The 1248-nt window shown below is 58.1% G+C and carries 1 protein-coding gene; it reads left to right on the top strand.

Annotated elements, in window-relative coordinates; all coding sequences use genetic code 11:
• Nucleotides 1-250: 250 nt before the first annotated feature.
• A complete protein-coding gene (locus HIJ39_RS23015) occupies nucleotides 251-688 on the top strand; it encodes an IS4/Tn5 family transposase DNA-binding protein (protein WP_207711887.1) in 438 nt (145 codons plus the stop codon).
• The last annotated feature ends 560 nt before the right edge of the window (nucleotides 689-1248 follow it).

Below are 1248 nucleotides of genomic sequence, written 5' to 3'. Positions count from 1 at the left end.
CTTACCAGGGTACCAGAAGGGCCGGAAAATGTTGATCCCATGCGCTTTTTTACGTTGAGCCACACGAAGGAGGCTGCTCCCTTCGGGTCCTAATCCGGACCCTTTTGGGCTAATCATTACCCACATCTTGGATAGCGCAAACGAACACGCGGAGTCTCATCCCAACGAGCTAATTTTCGTTGGATGAGGCTCTTGCGAGTTTTTTGCCTGGTGCAAAGATTTCTGCTACGCCGTGGCGAAATGGGACCATATGGAGAAACGCGGGCAATCGATTGAACCGTGGGTATTGCGGGACCTGGGCGACGCGCAGTTAGGGGACGCGCGGTTGACCGCGCGCGCCGTTGCACTAGCGAGCCAGTTAAGCACACAACCCGAAGTGTCGGTTGCCTCCGCATACCAAGGAGATTGGGCTGGGCTGAAGGCAGCCTATCGGTTTTTTGACAATCCCTCGGTGTACCCTACCGCACTCCTTGCATCGCATCGCGAAGCGATGTGGGCCCGTCGTACCCCGCACACATGGATCTTGATCGCCCAAGATACGACGACGCTGAACTTCACGGGGCACCGGGCGACGGAGGGGCTAGGACCGATTGAGTATCAGTGGGACCGGGGGCTGTTCGTGCATAGTGCGTTAGCCATGACGGCAGAAGGTGTTCCGATTGAGACGGCCCCTTTATTTGACGCTTAGTGCGCCCAGATAAGTGGGCCGTTCCGAGCCGGTGCAATTCCGGTCCTCGCAAGAGCTAGCCACTCACGAGGAAGCGAGTGTTGGGTGAATATCCGTGAGGATAGTCATCAAGCGTACACAGCGCGACGTCCAGGCCGTAACCCTACGGGGTGAAGTGATTGAGCTTCGTGACTAAATAATCCGCGGGCCGACCGTCTTGAGCACCCGGGAAGGCCATAGTACGAACCCATTAGAGGCAAGGGTTCGGGAGACCGCGGCGGAGTCGGAGAGCGCGGCATGGCGGAAAACGAAACGGCACCAAACCGGGAGACCTCGGCCCCTCGCGCAAGACGCGTACGCTGCACCCGATAGGCAGTGCCGAAGGACAGCGGACGGGAGTCGAGGAGTCAGAGCTCGTGATAGCACTCCGCGCGTGGGAAAGCCACGTACATGGGGAAGCGCGAGCACAAAACACGGCGAGTCATCGCACCATTTCCCTCACACAGAGCGTCCTGTAGAGATGTGATTTCGGCGGACTTTGACAGTTGAGGAAAAAATCCCCCCGTTGGTACGGTTGTGGT

The organism is Sulfobacillus harzensis (assembly GCF_012933365.1).
In the GTDB taxonomy this organism is placed as follows: Bacteria; Bacillota; Sulfobacillia; order Sulfobacillales; family Sulfobacillaceae; genus Sulfobacillus_B; species Sulfobacillus_B harzensis.
Note: the sequence above shows the minus strand (reverse complement) of the source record. Positions and strands in the feature narration are given on the sequence as shown.